The organism is Vreelandella hamiltonii, from assembly GCF_014651775.1.
In the GTDB taxonomy this organism is placed as follows: domain Bacteria; phylum Pseudomonadota; class Gammaproteobacteria; order Pseudomonadales; family Halomonadaceae; genus Vreelandella; species Vreelandella hamiltonii.
In genome coordinates, this window is sequence record NZ_BMXN01000006.1 from 57858 (window position 1) to 78370 (window position 20513).

Sequence of the window (20513 nt, forward strand, 5' to 3'; positions counted from 1 at the left end):
CGAGTGGGTTCCAGACGCTACCGTATTAGAAACGGTAGGTCAGTGATACCCCACTCAGCGCCTGCCAGGGGCTTCCCAGCTCATCGACGATCGGGCTGTCGGCGGCGTTGCCGGTCAGTCGGGTAGCACCGACGAAGCCGGTGGCTGTCCACTCAGGGGTCAAGGCGTAACTCAGGCTGGCGTTTGCGCCCAGCCGCCAATAGCCGCCATCCGGTGCGTAGGTGGCCACTCCGCTGCGGGCGCTATCCAGGTCGGAAACGCCATACAGAGATTGAGTCCAGCGCTCGTTGGAGTAGTTGACGCTGGGGGATAGCACCAGCAGCAAACGCTCGCTGAGCGGGGTGCGCAGGGTGGCGCTCGCCGAGAACGTGGCGCCTTCCATGTCGCCGGTCACTGCGCGGCTGCCAGCCACGCTGTAGCGCCAGGGCCCATCCTGGTAACTGACCCGCAAGCCCAGCGTGGCGCCACCATCGATTTTTTCGAAGGCGCCAAGGTCACCCTTGTTATCGCGGCCGAAGGTGTAGCCGATAAAGGGCGAGGCGCTCCAGTTGCCCTGGCGCAAGGCGTGCCACTCGATGCCGTCGCGCAGATTGATGGAAAGCTGGTCGCCATAGGCCAGGTTCAGTACGGGCAGTGCGCGGGCTTCGTAGTCGTCGCTACCGGCATAATCAGGGGCGTAAGCAACTCCCGCGCCCACGCTGCCGCTCCATTGGTCGGCCTGCGCCATGGGGGCCAGGGCCATGCAGGCGAGCGTTACCAGGCAGCCCAGGGGGCGTAAGTGGGAGCGAGAGTAACGGCTTGAAATCAGGGAGCGAGTCGGCATGGGAGCATCCAGAATGTGAGAGAAACGTGCATGATTGTATGTTTGGTTTAAAACCAATCGCAAGCCAGCGCTTGATATTTATCACGGCCCGCCCATAAAAACTTTTTGACCTTTCATATCCCAGGTTAGATAACTCGACGTCTATAAGGCGCACTGTGTGCCCATGACGCAGGGACAGCGTTACAAGGAAGTGCAAGCAGGGAGTGCTTGCGGCGCACAAGGATGCATGGACAGGACGTTCGTGAAGTGGGATCAGGGAGGACCTGATAAAGCCTCGGCCAGCGATGGTCGGGGTTTTTTTATCTCAGGTTAATGCAGTTGTCACATAGAAGCTGCAGAGTAGGCAATGGCATAAGGAAAGGTGCCTTCAGGGAGTACTATCAGGCAAGGAGCGCTTGAGCACCAGGGATGCATGAACAGGACGTTCATGAAGAAGGATCAGGGAGGAGTCAGTACAACCCCGGCCAGTCATGGCCGGGGTTTTTTTTGCCTATTCGCCCATCGTGGCTCAAGGCGTGGGCAGCAAAAGCGGCATGATGAAATAGACGAACAGGGTAATCACGAGGGCGCTGACCAGGTTCATGGCAATCCCCGCCTTGGCCATCTGCTTGATCGTGATACGCCCACTGGAGAACACGGCCGCGTTGGGCGGCGTCGAAATGGGCAGCATGAAGGCACACGTGGTGGCGAGTGCCACGGCCACCATGAGGCCCAGCGGGTTGCCCGTGGTGATGGCGGCTGCCAGGCCTGCGGTAATCGGCAGGGCCATGTTGGCAGTGGCCGTATTGGAGATGATTTCGGTCAGGAACAGCATCAGCAGGACCATGAACAGCAGCAGCAAGAAGTAATTGACGCCATCCAGCAGCTGCAATTGCTGGCTGATCCAGCCCGTCAGGTCACTGGCGCTGAACGCTGCGGCCAGCGACATGCCGCCGCCCCACAGGATGAATAGCCCCCAGGGCAGGTTTTTCATGTCGTCCCAGATCAGCAGGCTGCGTTTTTCACTATGGGCCGGGATGATGAACAGCGATACCGCAGCGATCACGGCAATCAGCGTGTCGTTGATCGGCAGGTCGAAAAAGGGGGCCAGCCAGCCCCGCAGCGCCCAGGCCAGAGCGGTCAAGACGAAGACGGTGAGGACGCGCTTCTCGTCCTTGGTGATGGGGCCGAGCTTCTCCAGCTCCTGGGCCACGAAGTTGACTTCCAGGCGTGTATTGGGCACCCGGGAATAGATACGGGTGAGATAGACATACAGCACGACCAGCAGCAGCAGGGTCAGCGGTAGGGCAAAGATCATCCACTGCAAAAAGCTGATTTCGATGTCGAAGAACTGCGGAATCATGGCGACCACGATGGCGTTGGGCACCGAGCCGATAATCGTCGCCAGACCGCCGATGGACGCGGCATACGCCACGGTGAGCAGCAGCGTACGGGCAAAGGCCTCGCGCTCCTGGGGGCCAAACTGATCGCGCTCATCCAGCTCGCCCAGCAGGGCAACGGCGATGGGCAGCATCATCAGCGCGGTGGCCGCATTGGAAATCCACATCGAGAGAAAGGCCGAAGCAATCAGAACCCCCAGCACGATGCTGCGCAGGCTGTTGCCGATCCGGTTGACGATGGAGAGCGCGATACGGCGGTGCAGGTTCCAGCGCTCGATGGCGATGGCCAGAATGAAGCCCCCCATGTACATATAGATGACCGGGTTGGCATACCCCACCACTGCATCGTTCATGGGCATCACCCCCGTCAGCGGGAGAACGATCATGGGCAGGAACGAGGTCACGGGAATGGGCACCGGCTCGGTCACCCACCATACCGCCATCCAGGCCGTCAGCCCCAGAACGATGCGCGGCATGGGGTCGATCAGCGTCGTGGGCATGGCCAATTGAATGAGCACGAACAGTAGCGGTCCGGCGAACAGCGGCGTCCAGCGTCGCCACTCTTGCGTTAGTGCAACCATCATTATCTCCTGATTTCAAAATTTACTTAATTAGAAAGGAAAAATTTAGGGCTGCATCCTACCACTTAGGTTTATTAATCGTTGGTTGTAAGAGTAAGACTTTGGTCGTGAATAAAGAAACATTAGCCACGGGGGAGGTTTGAAAACCGAGTGCCAGTAGAAGGCTGGAGAGAGGAGAGAGAACCCCCGGCCAGCGCAGGCCGGGGGAAGTGCCGGGGTCAGTCGGTGCTGTCAGCATCGCTTTTCGGTTTGCTGCTGCCCTGGTGGGCAAGCGGGCTGGCTTCGTCCAGGCGGGGATGGTTGTCCTTGAAAGCCTGATGCAGGTCGGGCATGGCATCCATGGCCTGGATGGTGTGCGTCAGGGCATGCACGGCTGCCAATACGTCCTGGGTATTGCCAGTTTCCGAAATGGTGTGCATGTTGCGGATGGGGAAGCCCATGGAGGTGGCCGCGCTGTCGATGGAGGCCAGTACGCCTGCCATGCCGTCGGTGCCGGTATCTACCCCGACGATATCCCGCTGCATGGGAATGTCGTGCTCCTTGGCGGCGGTGGCAATGATGCGATTCAACTGCTCACTGGCAATCGAGCCCACCGACAGCGTGAACCCCTTGCCCATTTCCAGCGGCTGCATGCGCTTGTCGCCAATGCCGGGTGCGCCCACGTAATCGTGGTTGACGTCCACGCCGATGATGGCATCGGGCTTCAGCTCGCCCGCCATCACGCGGCTGCCGAAGCGGCCGATCTCTTCGTAGCTGGCAATCGCAAACATGACGCGAACCTTGTCGGTGCCACCGGCTTCGGCAACGAGCCGAGCGGCTTCGGCGGCGACAAAGCAGCCCAGTCCGTTATCCAGGTAGGCGCCGTAGAAGGTATTCGGGCTGAACCCCGGGCGGATGGGACGATTGAAGATGATCGAGTCGCCGGGGCGCACGCCCAGGTTGAGGACCTGCTGCTTCTTGTTCTCTCCGTGAATTTGCAGGTCCAGGTAAATCTGCTCTTTCTTGATACCCTTGCTGCCATCACGCTGGGCCGGGTCGGAGAAGTGAATTGCGCCCAGAGCTTCCACCGTGCCGCCGTCGATGCGGCGGTAGCTGCCTGGGGCCTCTGGGTCTTCACTGAACAGGGTAACTTCATGTCCGATCAGCACGCCCGGCAGGAAAGAGTCGGTATTGATCCAGATCTTGCCGTCTTCCCCAATCGAGCGAACCTGCATGCGGATCTTGTCGGCATGGCCGATGATCATCAGCTTGAACATGTCGTCCTGGCCCGGATGCGTGTCCAGTACCACACCGGCGTTGCCCTTGAACTGATGCAGGTGCCAGCCCGCCGGGGCAAAGCTTTCGAAATAGGGCTTGAGAACGCCATAGGTCATGGCGCCCTCCAGGCCTACGGGGCTGGGTGCCGCCAGAATGTCACGCATCAGGGTGAACTGTGCGTCCGGCATGGGCTGGGTCCAGGGGGTTGCGGTATCGGTCATGGTGAAACCTCACTTACAGCGGTGGTTAGTGATGACTAGTCTGCCAGATTGTGGCGTGTTCTGTCGCCAGTGGGTGGGACTGGTGGTGTGGGCGGTGCATGAATCATGTCCCGCAGTGCTCGGGCGGCGGCAGAAGGCGGGTGACGTTTACTCAGTACGATGCCCAGCGCGCGCTGGAAGGTGGGTTTCACCAGAGGACGATGCGCCAATCCGTCGTTGGCAATCTGGCGAAAGCTCAGCGAGGGCAGCACGCTGATGCCGAGCCCGCTGGCCACCATGCGCCCGACGGTGGCGATCTGTCGGGCATCGCACAGGATATCCAGCGAGCGGCCTACGCTGGCCATGATGCGATCGATATCCTGACGCGAGCTGGATAGCCGGTTGATGCCGATGAAGGGGTAGTCGGCCAGTTGCCGCCATGCCACCTCGGGCTGTTCGAGAAGCGGATGCCCCTCCGGGCAAACAGCGACATAGCTGTCATCCAGCACTGGCTCGAACCCAAGGTCGTCGGCGTTCTGAGGCGGCACGGAAAGCCCCAGGTCTGCCCGGCCTTCGCGCACCATCTGATTGATCTGGTCGGCCAGCACATCGTGCAGGCTGAGATTGATGCGCGGATACGCTTCGTGAAACCGTTTGATCACACTGGGAAAAAGGCCAGCCGCCAGGGTCGGCAGGGCAGCCACCGTGACCTTGCCACGCTGCTTCGAGAACTGGTCGTTCAGGTCTTCGAAGGCTTCATTCCAGTCATTGAGCAGCCGGATGGCGATGGGCAAAAACGTTTTGCCTTCCGGCGTCAGCAGCAGTTGCCGCGTGGTGCGCGCGAACAGGGCGCCGCCCACGCTATCTTCCAGCTTGCGCAGTGCGATGGAGATGGCGGGTTGCGACAAATGTACCCGCTCGCTGGCCTCTGCCAGGCTGCGCGAATGGGCCACGGCCACGAAAACACGTAATTGCTGGATGCTTGGGTTCATTTAAAAAGTAAAACACAAAATAAAAACTATTCAATATACAAAAATAAGCAAGCGCACCATGCTCAATGGGCCGCGTGCTTCAGGCTCGTGGCCATCGTTCATAATAACAACGCTCGCCCAGCGAGCTTCGGAGACACCATGAAAACCCTCATCACTGCCGTGGTCGCCAGCGCCGCCTTGCTGTCGGCGACCACCAGCCAAGCCAACGAGCGCCTGTTGATTGGCTCGACGTCCAGCTCCTCCAGCCATTACAGCTACTTCGTGGCCGTCAACCAGATCATCAACAATCAGGTGGAAGGCGTCAGCTCGTCGGTGGCGGAAACCGGGGCCACGGTCGATAACCTGCGCCGCCTGGGCCGCAACCAGATCGATATGGGCCTGGTCACCACCAATACCGGTTACCACGCTTACGCTGGCCTTGACGATTTCGATGGCAGGCCGGTGGATAATCGCTTGCTCTGGGTCTACACCGTTGCGCCCCAGAATGCGGTGATGCGCCAGGATGCCAATGTCACCAGCTTCGCTGAGCTGGATGGCGTTCGCTTCAACCCAGGCATTACCGGTTCAGCGACCGAAAAAACCACGGAAGCCGTCATGCGTACGCTGGGTATCGAGCCCCACTACGTGCGGGGTTCCACGACCGATATGGTGGACGCCATGAAAGACGGTCGTGTCATGGGGTCGGTGAAGTCTGGTGTCGGAGAGCGGTTGGATGGCTCCTCGATGGACATTGCCACGTTCACGCCCATCAGCGTGCTCTCCCTGAGCGATGAGCAGGCAGATACGCTGCGTGAAGAGATGCCGGACGTGGCGATCATCACCATTCCCGAAGGGGCGGCGGAAGGTATTCCCGAGTACACCACCTGGGCGTTTGGCGTCGCCGTGCATGCTCACCCGGACATGGATGAAGAAACCGCCTACCAGATCGTCAAGGCGGTCATGGAGAACCCCGAGCCGCAAATCAATGCCTTCGCCGCCATGCGCGATGCCGATATCGCCCAGATGACCCTGGAAGTCGGCAGCGTGCCGCTGCATGCCGGTGCGGCGCGCTATTTCGAAGAGCAGGGCCATGAGATTCCCGACGCATTACGCCCAGTTCAGTAAGGCAGTGCGGAGACGATGATCATGCGCGAGTTCTTTGCCAAAAGCCTGGCCCTGCTGTTGGGTGGTCTTATCCTTTACACCTCGGCCACGGGGCCTTTCGAAAGCTTGATTCAGCGAAGCATTTTCCTCGCGCTGGTCATCCTGCTCGGCCTGGCGGTCTACCCCCTCGGGGCGGGCACCCGTTGGCGGCCCATGGGGGCGGCCATCGACATGGTGCTGGGCATTGGGGTGGTGCTTGCCTGTGGCTACGTGGCGTTGAACCACGAGTCGATACTGGTCGAACTGCCCTGGGCCACCCCGCGAGATATGCTGTTCACGGCACTGCTGCTGGTGGCGATTCTGGAGCTCTCTCGTAGAGCGATCGGGATCATCTTCCCGCTATTGATCGTGGCAGGGCTTGCTTATGCCTGGCTGGGTGCTGCGATTCCCGGGCCCCTTGGACATCGTGGTTTCGACCTCTTCTACATGACCGAAACCATCTACCTGGGGGACTTGGGCGTCTGGGGGATGCTGGTGGGGGTGGCGGCGACGACCATTGCTGCCTTTGTGCTGTTTGGTTGCCTGCTGCTGCATACCGGCGGCGGCAATACCTTCATGGACTTGGCACTGCGCATCAGCGGGCGCTCGCCCGGTGGGGCTGCCAAGGTGGCTACGGTCGCGTCGGGGCTGTTCGGCATGGTCAGCGGCAGTGCCGTCGCCAACGTGGCCACGACCGGCAACTTCACCATCCCGATGATGAAGCGCTTGAACTACCCCCGACCCTTTGCGGCAGGGGTGGAAGCCGTGGCCTCGACGGGCGGGCAGATCGCTCCGCCCATCCTGGGGGCAGCGGCCTTCATCATGGCGGAAATCCTCGGCGAAAGTTACCTGCGTATCGCGCTGGCGGCGCTGCTGCCTGCCATCCTGTTTTACCTGGGAGTCTTCATCACCATTCATCTGGTCGCGAAGCGTCGCCAGCTGCAAGTGGTGCCGGAAGACGAGCTGCCTGGCTGGTCCGAGGTGATGCGGCCAGAGCGTATCATTCCCATTCTGGCAGCGTTGGGCGGGCTGTTCTACGGCGTGCTGAGCGGTCGCTCCATTCAGATGTCGGCGTTCTACGGCATTCTGATGACCGTGCTCACCTTTGTGCCTTTTTCGCTGATCGCGCGGGTGCCGCTCAGGGAGATCGTCGGCAAGCTGCTGGCTGGACTGGTGGATGCCGGCAAGGGAATGGTCATCATTGGCGTACTGTTGGCGGGCGCCCAGATTCTGGTCGCCATGATTGGCATGACCGGCATTGGAGTAACGCTGGCCAGCCTGATCGTGACCGTGGGTGGCGAGTCTCTGTTCCTGGTGGCCTTCATCGTGGGCGGTGTCTGCCTGATTCTGGGCATGGGGATTCCCACGACGGCCGCTTACGTGCTGGTGGCTTCGGTACTGGCACCGGCCCTGACGGCCATCGGGGTCGAGCCGTTGATTGCGCACTTGTTCGTGTTCTATTTCGCCACGCTCTCCGTCATTACACCGCCTGTCTGTATCGCTGTCTTCGTGGCCTCGGGCATTGCGGGCACCAATTGGCTGCCCGCGGCGATGGAGTCGGTGCGCCTGGCGGCGGCTATCTACGTCATCCCGTTCCTGCTGCTGATTTACCCCGCGCTCGCCGGGTTCGGCAGTGCCTTGGACATCGCTCTGGCCAGTTGCCAAGGCGTGGTCTTCGTGGTGGCATTCGCGGCGCTCATGTCCCGGGTAGCCATGACGGGCTGGCGGATACTGGACGTTGCAGCGTTGTTGGTCGTGATAGGCCTCGCCCTGACGCCGGGGTGGCTGACCACGCTGCTGGCGCTGGGCATGGTGGTGGGCCTGTTTTTGCGTCGTCGTCATTACCTGCTGTCAGCGCCCGACGAGCATTCTGACCGCGGCTTGCCAGCCAGGGAGACTCATTGATGAGCTTTTTACTAGGAAGTGGAGCCGGGTTCTCCGGCGACCGAACCGATGCCGCCGAGGCGGTCGTGGCCGAGTTGATCAAACGTCAGCAGCCCTGTGCGCTGGTATTCGAGACCCTGGGCGAACGTACCCTGGCGGCCGCCCACCGCGCCATGCGTGAAGAGCCCGCCAGCGGCTTCGAACCGCTGCTCGAAGAGCTGCTGGAGCCGATACTCAGTGACTGCCTGGCCCACGGTATCAAGGTATTGGGCAACTTTGGCGCAGCCAACCCGGCAGGGGCGTGCCAGCTCGTGGCCGAGCTGGCCGCCAGGCACGGCTGTGCGCATGCGCGTATCGCCCAGGTGCAGGGTGACGATATTCGTCAGCGTCTGTACCAGCTCGACCTTCAGCGCTGGGAAGCCGAGCGGCTGGAAGTGCCGGGCCACGAAGCGCTGATTTCGGCCAATGTCTATCTGGGGGCGGCGGCTCTGACGGAGGCGCTGGCGCTGGGGGCGGATGTGGTGGTCACCGGGCGCGTGGCCGACCCGGCACTTTTCCTGGCACCTTTGGTGCACCACTTCCAGTGGCGCTGGGACGACTGGGACCGGTTGGCTTGCGGCATGATGGCAGGGCACCTGGCGGAGTGCGGGGCACAAGTCAGCGGCGGGTACTTTGCCGACCCAGGCTTCAAGAACGTGCCGGGGCTCGCGACGGTGGGCTATCCGATCATCGAAGTCGAGCAGGATGGGCGGCTGGTGATCACCAAGCCCACCGGCACCGGCGGCTGTGTAACGGTTCAGACGGTCAAGGAGCAGCTGCTTTATGAAGTGCACGACCCTGCCAACTACCTGACGCCGGATGTCACGGTGGATTTGTCGGCGGTGGAGATCGAGGAGCTGGCACCCAACTGCATCGCGGTGACGGGCATACGCGGCAAGCCTGCCCCGGAACGACTGAAGACCACCGTGTGCTACGACGGCGGTTGGCAGGGCGAAGCGGAAATTTCCTATGCCGGACCCAACGCGCTGGCCCGGACACAGCTGGCCGCTCAGGTACTGCGCGAGCGGCTCTCTTTCAGAGCCCCCGCAGACCTTCGCTTTCGCCTGGACATCATTGGCCTGGCCAGCGTGTTCGACAGCGATAGTGGCGAGCTGCAGCGCACGATGTCGGAGTCGACGCAAGGAGACTACCGCCTGAGGCTGGCCGCCGAGCACGGCGAGCGCCGCTGGGTGGCAAGGGCGACCCAGGAGCTGCTGGCACTCTATTGCGCTGGCCCTGCAGGCGGGGGAGGCGTGCGACGCCAGTTTCAGCGGCGTGTGTTCACCGCGTCCTATCTGGTCAAGCGTAGTGACGTCGAACCACGGGCCACGATATTCGAGCCCGTTGCCCGCCCGGAACCTGCGTGTTCTCGAAAAGCCGGAGGTGATCAACATGCTGTACGCTGAGCAAGCCGCGACGAGCGCGGACACCCGTGTTACCCAGGCGCTGCATCGCGTCGCTCATGCGCGGGCGGGCGACAAGGGGGAGCGCTTGAACATTGCGCTGTTCGCCTATGATCCTCAGGACTATTCAGCCTTGCTGGAACAGGTCACGGAAGCGCGGGTATTGGCGCTTTTCGCACACCGTGGGGCAAGCCGGGTGAAGCGCTACCCGCTGCCTACCTTGTCGGGCATGAATTTTGTCATCGACGACGTGTTGCAAGGCGGTGTCAACGGTGCCCTCAACCTGGATGGGCATGGCAAAACGCTCTCCTTCCTGCTGTTGGGCATGGAGGTGACGCTGTCGCGCTCTGCTTAGTCATGGGCGGTGTCGTCGCGGGGGAGCAAGACGTGGCTTAGCGTCGTCATACCCTGCTGACAATCTTGAATGAATCTTACGTTAGTAGTGACAAGTATATAGACGGCTTGAGGTTTATATACGTGGCTGGAGGTCGCTTCCATTACGCGCTGAAAGGGTTTTGGATGCGACCTCAAAGATTGTATTTGCGACTTCCTTCGCCAGCTGGATGCAATTCTCTTGTCGCCATCCGCCCTGTTCGTGCCAGTATACGACCACGGAGAAATACTCTTGCCTGAATGAGTGAGCACTCACCAAAGGGGAAACCAAGAGGCGCCAGGGACACCTAATATACTAATAAAAAAAAGTGAATGACTTAAAAGGTGACGGAGGGTAGGACTATGACACTGCATCAAGTAAAAGGCTCGGCGACCAATACCAATCGTGCGGACGAACCGCAAACCCTTGGTTTTCTGTTATTGGATAATTTCACCCTGATTTCTCTGGCATCGGCGATAGACCCGCTGCGCATGGCGAATCAACTGGCTGGGCGCGAACTGTATCGCTGGTACACCTTGACCCAGGATGGTCTGCCCGTTCGCGCCAGTGATGGCCTGCAAGTAACGCCGGATGCTTCCATGCACACGCCGCTGTCGCTGGAGTGGGTGGTCGTATGTGGCGGCGTCGGGCCACAGCACAGCGTGACGCGTGACCACATACGCTGGCTGCAGTCCCAATCCCGCCAGCTGAAACGGCTGGGCTCCGTGTGCACGGGAAGCTGGGTGTTGGGAGAGGCGGGGTTGCTGGACCACTACGAAACCAGCGTGCATTGGGAGTGTCTGGCCTCCATGCAGGAAGCCTTTCCCAACGTCATTCTGACGCCGCACCTGTTCTCCATCGACCGTGACCGATTCACGGCCTCCGGGGGCACTGCGCCGCTGGACATGATGCTCAACCTGATTGCTCATGATCATGGGCGTGAGCTGTCGGCAGGCATCTCCGAGATGTTCATCTATGAGCGTGTCCGCAACGAACAGGACCAGCAGCGTGTCCCGCTCAAGCATGTGCTCGGCACCACCCAGCCGAAGCTGCTGGAGATCGTCGCGTTGATGGAAGCCAACCTGGAAGAGCCCATCGAACTCAATGAGCTCGCCAGCTATGTCGACGTGTCTCGACGCCAGTTGGAGCGCTTGTTTCAGCGCTATCTGCTTTGCTCCCCCTCGCGCTACTACCTGAAGCTGCGTTTGACTCGGGCAAGGCAGTTGCTCAAGCAAACGCCGCTATCCATCATCGAAATTGCGTCGGTATGCGGGTTTGTCTCGACCCCCCACTTTTCGAAGTGTTATCGCGAATACTTTGGGGTGCCGCCCAGAAACGAACGTTTGGGCGTTGTTGATCGCCAGGAGAGCCACTGCGCCAAGACACCCACCCTGATCAAGCGGTGGGGAGTAGAGGCGTACAAGAACGAACCTTTGTCGAGTGCCCAGCAGGCATTGGCGTACGCCCAGGGTGAGCCGACCTTTGCCAGCGTACCGGTGTTTAACTGACGCCGACCACTCATCCAAGAACCATCGCGTGCTGCTCATTGTCGAGCAGCACGTTTTTTTTATGCCTGATGGTTAAGCGCTATCGTGCCATGTTCTGCCATGCAGGGAGGGGTTGAGGAGTGGTGATGCACTTGGCGAGATGACGCTTTTGGAATTTCCGCCGTCGTTTCCAAGCGCCGTCTACTCCAGTGTCAGCGCTATGCTCGCTTCATTAACCCATGTTGGAGCTTAGCCATGACCCCCGCTGAACTACACAATGACGCCATCGTCATCGATGGCTTGATCATCGCCAAATGGAATCGCGAGCTGCTCGAAGACATGCGACGTGGTGGCCTGACGGCGGCCAACTGTACCGTCTCGGTGTGGGAGGGCTTTCAGGCGACGGTGGATAACATCGTCAAGTCCAACCAGTTGATGGCGGAGTGCAGCGATCTGGTCCGCCCAGTGCGCACCACTGCGGATATCACCCGTGCAAAAGAAGAGGGCAAGACCGGCATCATCTTCGGTTTCCAGAATGCCCACGCCTTCGAAGACCAGATTGGCTACGTGGAGATCTTCAAGCAGCTGGGCGTGGGCATCGTGCAGATGTGCTACAACACCCAGAATCTGGTGGGTACCGGCTGCTACGAGCGGGACGGCGGGTTGTCTGGCTTCGGCCGTGAAATCGTTGCCGAGATGAACCGCGTCGGCATGATGTGTGATCTCTCCCATGTCGGTGCGAAAACCTCGGAAGAAGTCATTCTCGAATCCAAAAAACCGGTGTGCTACTCCCACTGCCTACCCTCGGGCTTGAAAGAACACCCGCGCAACAAGACCGACGAAGAGCTCAAGTTCATCGCCGACCACGGTGGTTTTGTCGGCGTGACCATGTTTGCGCCCTTCCTCAAAAAAGGCATCGACTCCACCATCGAAGATTACTGCGAAGCGATCGAGTACGTCATGAATATCGTTGGCGAAGACGCCATTGGTATCGGCACCGACTTCACGCAGGGGCATGGTCAGGAGTTCTTCGAGTGGTTGACCCACGACAAGGGTTACGCCCGCCGCCTGACGGATTTCGGCAAGATCATCAATCCCAAAGGTATCCGCACCATTGGTGAATTCCCCAACCTTACAGAAGCGCTCTTGAAGCGTGGCATGAGCGAAACCCAGGTCCGCAAGATCATGGGTGAGAACTGGGTGCGCGTGCTGCGCGACGTATGGGGGGCATGATGATGACCAAACTGGCCCCCGCACTGCCCATCGAAGTGGATAGCGAAACCGGCGTCTGGACCAGCGACGCCCTGCCGATGCTGTATGTGCCCAGGCACTTTTTTATCAACAACCACGTAGCGGTGGAAGAAGCGCTAGGCGCCGACAAGTACGCCGAGATCCTTTATCACGCCGGTTACAAGAGTGCCTGGCACTGGTGTGAAAAAGAGGCCGAATGCCATGGGCTGGAAGGCGTCGACGTGTTCGAGCACTACATGAAGCGTCTTTCCCAGCGCGGCTGGGGGCTCTTCATTACCGAAGAGATCGATCTGGATGCCGGGACCGCTAGGGTACGGCTGGAGCACAGCGCCTTCGTTTACCAGATGGGCAAGGTGGGACGTAAAGTGGAGTACATGTTCACCGGCTGGTTTGCCGGGGCCATGGACCAGATCCTCGCCGCACGGGGTAGCGCGCTGCGAACGGTGGCGGAGCAGACCCAGAGTGCCGCCGAGCACGGCTGTGATGTTGGCCTGTTTACCGTCCAGCCGTTGACCGACGCACCCCGATAGTCAGGGAAATGAGGAGAGAGCAGCATGGCATTCGACGCAATTTTCCAGCCCATCGAGATCGGTAAGCTGACCATTCGCAACCGTGTGGTCAGTACCGCCCACGCGGAAGTGCACGCCACCGACGGTGGCATGACCACCGCGCGCTACGTCAAGTACTACGAAGAAAAGGCCAAGGGCGGGTGTGGCCTGTGTATTTGCGGCGGCTCGTCGGTGGTCTCCATTGACAGCCCCCAGGGGTGGTGGAGTTCGGTCAACCTGTCGACGGATCGCATCATTCCGCACTTCCAGAACCTTGCCGATGCCGTGCACAAGCATGGCGGCAAGATCATGATCCAGATTACCCACATGGGGCGCCGCTCCCGCTGGGACGGTTTTGACTGGTCGACCTTGCTATCCCCGTCCGGTATCCGCGAGCCGGTGCACCGCTCGACCTGCAAGACCATCGAAGAAGAGGAGATCTGGCGGATCGTGGGTGACTTTGCCCAGGCCGCCCGCCGCGCCAAAGAAGGCGGGCTGGACGGTGTCGAACTGTCTGCGGTTCACCAGCACCTGATCGACCAGTTCTGGAGCCCGCGGGTCAACAAACGCACCGACGAGTGGGGCGGCAGCTTCGAAAATCGCATGCGCTTCGGTATGGAAGTGCTCAAGGCGGTGCGCGCCGAGGTGGGTGACGACTTCGTGGTGGGTATGCGCATCTGCGGCGACGAGTTCCATCCGGACGGTCTCTCCCATGACGACATGAAGCAGATTGCCGCCTATTACGATGCCACCGGCATGGTGGACTTCTTCGGGGTCATCGGCTCTGGCTGCGATACCCATAACACGCTGGCCAACGTCATTCCCAACATGTCCTACCCGCCGGAGCCTTTCCTGCACCTGGCGGCAGGCATCAAGGAAGTGGTGAGTGTGCCGGTCATTCACGCTCAGAACATCAAGGACCCCAACCAGGCTCAGCGCATTCTCGAAGGCGGCTATGTGGATCTGGTGGGCATGACCCGGGCACATATTGCCGACCCGCACCTGATCGCCAAGATCAAGATGGGCCAGATCGACCAGATCAAGCAGTGCGTGGGGGCCAACTACTGCATCGACCGCCAGTATCAGGGGTTGGATGTACTGTGTATTCAGAATGCCGCCACGTCCCGAGAGTACATGGGGCTGCCGCATATCATTGAAAAAACCGAGGGCGTCAAACGCAAGGTCGTGGTGGTGGGCGGTGGCCCCGGCGGCATGGAGGCCGCACGCGTCGCCGCCGAACGTGGCCACGATGTCACGCTGTTCGAAGCTGCTGATGCCCTGGGGGGGCAGATCACCATCGCCGCCCAGGCGCCCCAGCGAGACCAGATCGCCGGTATCACCCGCTGGTACCAGCTGGAGCTGGCGCGCCTGAAAGTCGACCTGCGCTTGGGCACCCGTGCCGACGAGGCAACGCTGCTCGACCTGCGCCCCGATATCGTGGTGTTGGCCACCGGTGGCCAGCCGTTCATGAGCCAGCACCCCGAGTGGGGCTACTCGGAAAACCCCGAAGAGAGCCTGGTGGTCAGCACCTGGGACATCCTCTCCGGCAAGGTGGCGCCCGGCAAGAACGTATTGATCTACGACGCCATCTGCGAATTTTCCGGCGTGTCGACGGCGGATTATCTGGCCGACAAGGGCGCCAAGGTAGAGATCGTCACCGACGACATCAAACCCGGTGCGGCGGTGGGCGGCACCACCTTCCCCACCTACTACCGCAGCCTCTACGAAAAAGAGGTGATCATGTCCTCCGACCTGATGCTGCACAAGGTCTACCGCGAGGGCGATGGCCTGGTGGCCGTGCTCGAGAACGAGTACACCGGCGCCCTGGAAGAGCGGGTGGTGGATCAGGTGGTGGTCGAGAACGGCGTGCGTCCCGATGAGTCGCTCTACTACGCCCTCAAGGAGCAGTCTCGCAATAAAGGTCAGGTGGATCTGGAGGCGCTCTATGCGATTCGGCCGCAGCCGAGCCTGAGCGAAGAGGGGAATGGCTTCCTGCTCTTCCGCCTGGGTGACTGCACCGCGCCACGTAATACCCACGCGGCCATCTACGACGCCCTGCGAATCTGCAAGGATTTTTGACGGCCGATGAGGTGAGTACCATGCTCGATACGCTCTTGCCGATACTGATTTTCTCCGCCTTGGCGCTGGCCGTCATCGGCGCTGTACGCCGGATTCGCCTGTGGCGCCAGGGGCGCCCCTCGCGCGTTGACCTGCTGAAGGGGTTGGCAGCCCTGCCGCGCCGCTACCTGGTGGATCTGCACCATGTGGTGGAGCGTGACAAGATGATCTCCCATACCCACGTGGCCACCGCCGGTGGCTTCGTGGCGGCTGCCGTGCTGATGATTCTGGTCCACGGCCTGGGGTTAGCCAATCCCGTGTTGGGCGGATTACTGCTACTGGCCAGCACCTCGATGTTCATCGGCAGCCTCTTCGTGGCACGGCGGCGGCTTGACCCGCCCGCCCGGCTATCAAAGGGGCCCTGGATGCGCTTGCCCAAAAGTTTGATGGCGTTTTCGCTAGGTGTCTTCCTGATCACCCTGCCCACGGTGGGCCTGTTGCCCGAAGGGCTGCTTGAAGGCAGCGGTGGCTGGCTTCTGGCGCTGGTGTTGGCGGGTGTCGTCGCCTGGGGACTGGGGGAAATGTTCTTCGGCATGACCTGGGGCGGGCCGATGAAGCACGCGTTTGCGGGAGCTTTGCACCTGGCGTTCCACCGCCGCGCCGAACGCTTCTCGACGCACAAGGGCGGCAACGGTCGCTCGACGGGCCTCAAAGCGCTGAATCTCGACGATGCCAGGGCACCGCTGGGCGTTGAAAAGCCTGCCGATTTCACCTGGAATCAGCTGCTGGGCTTCGACGCCTGCGTCCAGTGTGGCCGCTGTGAAGCGGTATGTCCGGCGTTTGCCGCGGGCCAGCCGCTCAACCCCAAGAAATTGATTCAGGACATGGTGGTGGGCATGGCGGGAGGCAGCGACGCGGCTTATGCCGGTTCTCCACACCCTTCACAAGGGCTTGGGGGCAAGCCCGTCGGCGAACACGCAGGCGCGCCCCATTCGCCCATCGTGGCGCTGGAAGGCAAGGCGCTCGTCGATGCCGAGACCCTATGGTCCTGCACCACTTGCCGCGCCTGTGTTGAAGAGTGCCCGATGATGATCGAGCACGTCGATGCCATCGTCGACATGCGCCGCCACCTGACGCTGGAGCGGGGCAAGACGCCCAACAAAGGCGCCGAAGTGCTCGATAACCTGATCGCCACCGACAACCCTGGTGGCTTCGATCCAGGCTCGCGGCTGCACTGGGCGGCGGATCTCAACTTGCCGCTGATGGCCGATCTCAAGCAGGTCGACGTGCTGCTGTGGCTGGGGGATGGCGCCTTCGACATGCGCAACCAGCGTACCCTGCGCGCCCTGGTGAAAGTGCTGCGTGCCGCCGAGGTGGATTTCGCCGTGCTGGGTACCGAGGAGCGCGACAGCGGCGACGTAGCGCGTCGTCTGGGTGACGAGGCCACGTTCCAGTCACTGGCCAAGCGCAACATTGCCACGCTGTCCCGGTATCACTTCCTGCAGATCGTCACCTGCGACCCGCACAGCTTCCACGTGCTGGGCAACGAGTACGGTGAGCTGGGCGGCCACTATCAAGTTCGCCACCACAGTACGTTCATTGCCGAGCTATATGAGGCCGGACGGTTGACGTTCGCGCCCTGGAAGGGCGGCCGCGTCACTTATCACGACCCCTGCTACCTGGGGCGCTACAACGGTGAATATGACGCCCCGCGCAACGTGCTCAAGGCACTGGGTATCGAGGTCAAGGAGATGCAGCGCTCCGGCTTCCGCTCGCGCTGCTGCGGCGGCGGTGGCGGCGCGCCGATCACCGATATTCCCGGCAAGCAGCGTATTCCCGACATGCGCATGAACGATGTCAAGGAGAGCGGTGCCGAGCTGGTGGCGGTGGGCTGCCCGCAGTGTACCGCCATGCTCGAAGGGGTGGTGGATGCCACTGCCGATGTGCGTGACATTGCCGAGCTGGTAGCCGATGTACTGGTCGAGCGCCCCGCGGTGGCTGGGTCAGATGCCGCCCGTCGGCCCGCCACCACGCCTGCTGAGGAGGTGACCGTATGAGAGAGACTCTTCGTCGCGATCCACGTCGTGAGTGGATCGCCCGTAATCGACTGCATCCCGAGCACGCCAGTGTGCTGGCCGATATGGGCGGCGGCGCCATCGTCAGCGAATGGTTCGGGCCCAGTGGGGTGGTGCGTAAAAACCCGCGAGCCGTTGGCTTTATCGGCCCTAATGGGGTCAAGCGAATCGATCGAAGCGGTCTCCAGCAGGGCGAACAGTCTGCGGTGACCGCGACGACGGCGCGCGATAGTCGCCGTGCGGTCCATATCGAGCAGCCCGCGTTCGTGGTCGCCGTGGTGCCTGACCTGAGCGGTGGGCGCCTCTCCAGCCACGACAAGGACCTGCTGGGTTTGGCTCGCCGCCTGGCAGATGCCGATCCGCAAAGCCCGGGAGCCGTGCTGGCCATCCTCTTTGGGGATCATAAAGAGACGGCGCTGGGCGATGCCGGGATTGATCGGGTCGTGCATCTGGAGGATGAGCTTTATACGGGATATGCCCCCGAAGCTCGTCTGGCGGCGCTCGGCGCCGTGGCCCGTGAGATGGCGCCGCGCTTCTGGCTGCTGCCCGACTCACCGCTGGGGGGCGCCGACCTGGGGCGTCGTCTGGCCCTGCGTTTGGGGGAGCGGGCTGCCACGGGGGTATGGCAGATCGACGCGGACTCGCAGACATCGCTGGGCTGGCGCTGCACCGCCCGGGGCGGGGCGGGTAGCCTGGATATTCAGCGGCCGCTTCCGCGGGTCGTGTTGGCTCTGGCCGAGTGCGCCGAGCCGGTGGACGAAACGCGCCACGCGGCGGAGCACCTGAGCCTGGCGGCGTCGGTTCCCACGACGCTATCGCGTATCGAAGACCTGGGGCAGGTGGCGGTGGACCCTGCAGGCGTGGCGCTGGCCGAGGCGGAATTCATCCTCTCCGGCGGCAACGGCGTCAAGGAGTGGGAGGCTTTCCATCACGCCGCGAAAGTCCTCGGCGCTACCGAAGGCGCGTCCCGTGTCGCGGTGGACGACGGCTTCATGGCCCGCGACCGTCAGGTGGGCGCCACCGGCACCTGGGTCACCGCTCGTGTCTATATGGCCGTGGGCATTTCAGGCGCCATTCAGCACTTGCAGGGGATTCAGCGCTGCGACAAGGTGGTGGCGATCAATCTCGATCCGGGGTGCGACATGATCAAACGTGCTGACCTGGCCGTCATCGGTGACAGCGGGAAAATTCTGGCTGCGCTGGTGGCCCTGGTAGAGCAGCAGCGAGGAGGGCAGCGCGATGCAGCATGATCAACGGCAAACGCAACCGGGCATCGAAGTGGCGGTACTGGTCTCGATTGGGCGTCACCCCATCACCGGGCGGGCGCGACGCGCCGAGCAGGATGCCCGCGGGCTGGAGCTGGCGCTGGCCATGGCAGCCGACCGGCCAGGCACACGCATCGACGTGCTGCACGCCGGGCCTCAACATGGGGAGAGCGAGGCGGCGCTGCGCGGCTACCTAGGCATGGCGACAGGGGATGAAGGCGTTCAAGCCATGACGCTGTTGGAACAGCCCGAGGGCAGTGATGCCATCCCGGCCCTGGTGGAGCACCTGGCGGCGGCTTCGCCTCAGCTGGTCATTACCGGCTCTCGAGCCGAACGAGGCGAAGGGTCGGGGCTGCTGCCCTATGCCCTGGCCGAACAGTTGGGCTGGCCATTGGTGAATGGCCTGGCGGCGGTGGAAAGCATCGAGAACGGGGTGCTCACGCTGCTGCAGGCGTTGCCGCGAGGCCAGCGTCGCCGACTCAAGGTGCGTTTACCGGCCATTATCAGCGTGGATGAAGCGGCGCCAGCCGCGCGGCAAAGTGCTTTTGGCCCGGCGCGCCGCGCCACCATGGTTGTCACGTTTGGCAGCTCCGTCGTCGATAGCGAGTTGGCCCAGTGGCATCTGGCACCTGCTCGCAAACGTCCCAAGCGTCTGAGAATCGTCAAGGCCGCCTCGGCTCGGGATCGCTTCAAAGCGGCGGCGTCCAAATCCGAGGGCAAAGGGGGGCAGGTGCTCACCGACGTGACCCCCGAGCAGGGCGCCGAGGCAATCTACAAGCTGCTCAAGGAGGAGGAAGTACTGCGCTGACGTGCCTCATGTTTTTTACCAGCCAGCCCGCTTTTCAGCGGGCTGTTTCATTGAACTTGCCCTGGTCTTGACTGCTCACTTGCTGAACACTCCCGGGTACAGCTGCCGTCGCTGCCGTTCGATGCGCAGGCCTTGCCAGGCGTGTAGCACTAGCACCAGAATCACCACGCTGCCACCGATCAGCGTCGAGAGGGTGGGGGCCTCACCCAGCAACCACCAGACCCATGCCGTGCCCAGCGCGGTCTCGACCAGATAAAACAGCGCCACGTCGGTGGATGGCAGGTAACGAGTGGCGCTGTTGATCAGTACCGTGGCCAGCGGCATCTGGACCAGTCCCATCAACGCCAGTACCCCGTAGCGCTGGGCATCCAGGGCCAGTGGGGTGGCCATGGGCAAGGCCACCATCGCCGAGAGCAGCCCGCCCCCGGCGACCACCGTCATGGTGTCGATGTTCGGGAAGCGGCGCAGCAGCGTCAGGTTGCCCCCGATGGCGGCGGATGCGGCCAGGGCATAGAGGTTGCCCAGCAGCATGCCCTGAGCGCCATCGCCCATGAACACTAGGCCCATGCCCAGCATGCAGGCCAGCATGGCGACCAGGGTGTGTCGCGGGACCTGTTCGCCCAGAAAAACCCGCGAAAACAGGGCGGCAAACAGCGGCGCGGTGCTCAGAATCACCACCACGTTGGCCACGCTCGCGTTCATCACCGCCAGCACGAACAGGCTGGAGATCAGGCCCAGCAGCAGGGCCGAGGCCAGGGAGGAAAATGGGTGCTGTTTCAACGCTGTCAGCCGCTGGCCTAAACAGCAAATGAGCCCCAGCACGCAGAACATCAATAGGCCGCGCCAGAACACGATGGTCCAGCCGTCGGTGGCGGCCAAGCGAATCAGCAGGCCGTCGAAACTGAGAAACACCACTCCCAGAGAAACCATCAGAAGACCGCGCTGATGAGGCGTTGCCTGCATTGTTA

The 20513-nt window shown here is 61.8% G+C and carries 16 protein-coding genes; 11 read left to right on the forward strand and 5 right to left on the reverse strand.

Features of this window, described 5'->3' with window-relative positions; translation table 11 throughout:
* Positions 1 to 25: 25 nt before the first annotated feature.
* From IE091_RS07280 to IE091_RS07295, 4 genes are all read right to left on the reverse strand, one after another.
* Positions 26 to 823, reverse strand: coding sequence for a MipA/OmpV family protein (locus IE091_RS07280; protein WP_229800782.1), 798 nt, complete (start codon positions 821 to 823; stop codon positions 26 to 28).
* A gap of 508 nt (positions 824 to 1331) precedes the next feature.
* Positions 1332 to 2783 (reverse strand): SLC13 family permease, encoded by a 1452-nt coding sequence (locus tag IE091_RS07285; RefSeq protein WP_189463269.1) that lies wholly within the window; start codon positions 2781 to 2783, stop codon positions 1332 to 1334.
* A 218-nt stretch (positions 2784 to 3001) separates the two neighbouring features.
* Positions 3002 to 4261, reverse strand: coding sequence for a M20/M25/M40 family metallo-hydrolase (locus tag IE091_RS07290; RefSeq protein ID WP_189463271.1), 1260 nt, complete (start codon positions 4259 to 4261; stop codon positions 3002 to 3004).
* A gap of 35 nt (positions 4262 to 4296) precedes the next feature.
* Positions 4297 to 5232 (reverse strand): LysR family transcriptional regulator, encoded by a 936-nt coding sequence (locus tag IE091_RS07295; protein WP_189463273.1) that lies wholly within the window; start codon positions 5230 to 5232, stop codon positions 4297 to 4299.
* A 138-nt stretch (positions 5233 to 5370) separates the two neighbouring features.
* Here IE091_RS07295 and IE091_RS07300 point away from each other — a divergent pair, with 138 nt between their 5' ends.
* The 11 genes from IE091_RS07300 (at position 5371) to etfB (ending at position 19545) form a co-directional block, all read left to right on the forward strand.
* A complete protein-coding gene (locus IE091_RS07300) occupies positions 5371 to 6336 on the forward strand; it encodes a TAXI family TRAP transporter solute-binding subunit (protein ID WP_096922636.1) in 966 nt (321 codons plus the stop codon).
* Positions 6337 to 6357: 21 nt separating this feature from the next.
* Positions 6358 to 8259, forward strand: a complete 1902-nt coding sequence (locus IE091_RS07305; protein WP_144983672.1) for a TRAP transporter permease — start codon at positions 6358 to 6360, stop codon at positions 8257 to 8259.
* Positions 8259 to 9683, forward strand: coding sequence for an acyclic terpene utilization AtuA family protein (locus tag IE091_RS07310; protein ID WP_144983675.1), 1425 nt, complete (start codon positions 8259 to 8261; stop codon positions 9681 to 9683). Before IE091_RS07305 ends, IE091_RS07310 begins: the two co-directional genes overlap by 1 nt.
* Complete coding sequence (locus IE091_RS07315; protein WP_052196451.1) at positions 9670 to 10035, forward strand: AtuA-related protein; 366 nt, start codon at positions 9670 to 9672, stop codon at positions 10033 to 10035. Before IE091_RS07310 ends, IE091_RS07315 begins: the two co-directional genes overlap by 14 nt.
* 380 nt (positions 10036 to 10415) lie before the next feature.
* Positions 10416 to 11561, forward strand: coding sequence for a choline metabolism transcriptional regulator GbdR (gene gbdR, locus IE091_RS07320; protein ID WP_189463276.1), 1146 nt, complete (start codon positions 10416 to 10418; stop codon positions 11559 to 11561).
* A 234-nt stretch (positions 11562 to 11795) separates the two neighbouring features.
* Complete coding sequence (locus IE091_RS07325; protein ID WP_189463278.1) at positions 11796 to 12773, forward strand: dipeptidase; 978 nt, start codon at positions 11796 to 11798, stop codon at positions 12771 to 12773.
* Positions 12774 to 12775: 2 nt separating this feature from the next.
* Positions 12776 to 13321, forward strand: coding sequence for a DUF5943 domain-containing protein (locus tag IE091_RS07330; protein ID WP_189463364.1), 546 nt, complete (start codon positions 12776 to 12778; stop codon positions 13319 to 13321).
* 24 nt (positions 13322 to 13345) lie between these two features.
* The gene (dgcA, locus tag IE091_RS07335; protein ID WP_189463280.1) at positions 13346 to 15418 is read left to right on the forward strand and encodes a dimethylglycine demethylation protein DgcA; all 2073 of its coding nucleotides are present in this window, start codon (positions 13346 to 13348) and stop codon (positions 15416 to 15418) included.
* Between the two features lie 20 nt (positions 15419 to 15438).
* On the forward strand, positions 15439 to 17454 hold the full coding sequence (locus IE091_RS07340; RefSeq protein WP_189463282.1) for a (Fe-S)-binding protein: 2016 nt from the start codon (positions 15439 to 15441) through the stop codon (positions 17452 to 17454).
* Complete coding sequence (gene etfA, locus IE091_RS07345) at positions 17451 to 18722, forward strand: electron transfer flavoprotein subunit alpha (RefSeq protein ID WP_189463284.1); 1272 nt, start codon at positions 17451 to 17453, stop codon at positions 18720 to 18722. Before IE091_RS07340 ends, etfA begins: the two co-directional genes overlap by 4 nt.
* Positions 18712 to 19545 carry an electron transfer flavoprotein subunit beta gene (gene etfB / locus IE091_RS07350; protein ID WP_189463286.1) on the forward strand — a complete coding sequence of 278 codons (834 nt, stop codon included), beginning with the start codon at positions 18712 to 18714 and terminating at the stop codon, positions 19543 to 19545. The genes etfA and etfB overlap by 11 nt, the downstream gene beginning before the upstream one ends.
* A 75-nt stretch (positions 19546 to 19620) precedes the next feature.
* Here the strand turns inward: etfB and IE091_RS07355 are convergent, their stop codons facing one another.
* Entirely contained in the window at positions 19621 to 20508 is an 888-nt protein-coding gene (locus IE091_RS07355; RefSeq protein WP_189463288.1) for a DMT family transporter, read from the reverse strand.
* Positions 20509 to 20513 lie beyond the last annotated feature (5 nt).

Coding starts and splice junctions, on each gene's coding strand:
- IE091_RS07280 (WP_229800782.1), bottom strand. CDS start 823: ATGCCGACTCGCTCCCTGATTTCAAGCCGTTACTCTCGCTCCCACTTA.
- IE091_RS07285 (WP_189463269.1), bottom strand. CDS start 2,783: ATGGTTGCACTAACGCAAGAGTGGCGACGCTGGACGCCGCTGTTCGCC.
- IE091_RS07290 (WP_189463271.1), bottom strand. CDS start 4,261: ATGACCGATACCGCAACCCCCTGGACCCAGCCCATGCCGGACGCACAG.
- IE091_RS07295 (WP_189463273.1), bottom strand. CDS start 5,232: ATGAACCCAAGCATCCAGCAATTACGTGTTTTCGTGGCCGTGGCCCAT.
- IE091_RS07300 (WP_096922636.1), top strand. CDS start 5,371: ATGAAAACCCTCATCACTGCCGTGGTCGCCAGCGCCGCCTTGCTGTCG.
- IE091_RS07305 (WP_144983672.1), top strand. CDS start 6,358: ATGCGCGAGTTCTTTGCCAAAAGCCTGGCCCTGCTGTTGGGTGGTCTT.
- IE091_RS07310 (WP_144983675.1), top strand. CDS start 8,259: ATGAGCTTTTTACTAGGAAGTGGAGCCGGGTTCTCCGGCGACCGAACC.
- IE091_RS07315 (WP_052196451.1), top strand. CDS start 9,670: ATGCTGTACGCTGAGCAAGCCGCGACGAGCGCGGACACCCGTGTTACC.
- gbdR (WP_189463276.1), top strand. CDS start 10,416: ATGACACTGCATCAAGTAAAAGGCTCGGCGACCAATACCAATCGTGCG.
- IE091_RS07325 (WP_189463278.1), top strand. CDS start 11,796: ATGACCCCCGCTGAACTACACAATGACGCCATCGTCATCGATGGCTTG.
- IE091_RS07330 (WP_189463364.1), top strand. CDS start 12,776: ATGACCAAACTGGCCCCCGCACTGCCCATCGAAGTGGATAGCGAAACC.
- dgcA (WP_189463280.1), top strand. CDS start 13,346: ATGGCATTCGACGCAATTTTCCAGCCCATCGAGATCGGTAAGCTGACC.
- IE091_RS07340 (WP_189463282.1), top strand. CDS start 15,439: ATGCTCGATACGCTCTTGCCGATACTGATTTTCTCCGCCTTGGCGCTG.
- etfA (WP_189463284.1), top strand. CDS start 17,451: ATGAGAGAGACTCTTCGTCGCGATCCACGTCGTGAGTGGATCGCCCGT.
- etfB (WP_189463286.1), top strand. CDS start 18,712: ATGCAGCATGATCAACGGCAAACGCAACCGGGCATCGAAGTGGCGGTA.
- IE091_RS07355 (WP_189463288.1), bottom strand. CDS start 20,508: ATGCAGGCAACGCCTCATCAGCGCGGTCTTCTGATGGTTTCTCTGGGA.